At 63.6% G+C, this 629-nt stretch carries 1 protein-coding gene and 1 pseudogene; both read right to left on the bottom strand.

Annotated features, from left to right (window positions below; translation table 11 throughout):
• Positions 1 to 239: pseudogene (locus tag DVK07_RS23970) on the bottom strand (hypothetical protein); the annotation flags it as partial.
• The gene (locus tag DVK07_RS22535) at positions 236 to 499 is read right to left on the bottom strand and encodes a hypothetical protein (protein WP_233565565.1); all 264 of its coding nucleotides are present in this window, start codon (positions 497 to 499) and stop codon (positions 236 to 238) included. The pseudogene DVK07_RS23970 and the gene DVK07_RS22535, both read right to left, overlap by 4 nt.
• Positions 500 to 629: the final 130 nt, after the last annotated feature.

The raw sequence follows: 629 nt of genomic DNA on the forward strand, positions 1-629 counted from the left end.
GCGAAGGCTTCACACGCAGAGCGCTCAGTGGTGAACTGAACATCATCAAGACGGCGCTGCGCTGTAGTCAGGTCATCTACTGCCTCTCGAATCGCGGAGCCGCTGATCGTGAACGCGTCTTCAGTAGCACCACCAGCCGGTGCCGCTGTGAATGCGCGGGTAAGGCCGACATCGACGCCGATGCACGTCTGCTCGCAGGAGGGGTCAGATACCCCGCCACTGACGTGTGTACTGCTCATGGCGAACCGCCCTCAGCCGGGGGCTGCGGCTGGGGGTTAGGGAGGCCAGCGTAGATGTTCTCGAGCTCGTGGGCCAGCGCCCGCTCGACGAGGACGGTAGCGGCGATTCCGTCCGCGCACGTCGCACAAAGCGACAGCTCCACGCTTCCGGGATCAGCCTCTGTGTCAGGTGGGTACTCCAGCGTAAGCTGGAACCCACCGTCCTTGAGCGGCGAGGAACCGCACTCTCCACATCGAGTAGCAGCCTCGCTGTCAGACATTGGGCTCACCCCCTTCTTGATTGCCGACGTCGACGCCGACACGCTCAGCGGCCTTCTCGTGGTCACGGATCCACGACCGGGCCTCTGAAACGGCCTCCTTGACATCGGCGCAGTTGTAGACGTCGCTGTC

The sequence above is a fragment of the Halorubrum sp. Atlit-26R genome (assembly GCF_003666015.1).
Classification (GTDB): domain Archaea; phylum Halobacteriota; class Halobacteria; order Halobacteriales; family Haloferacaceae; genus Halorubrum.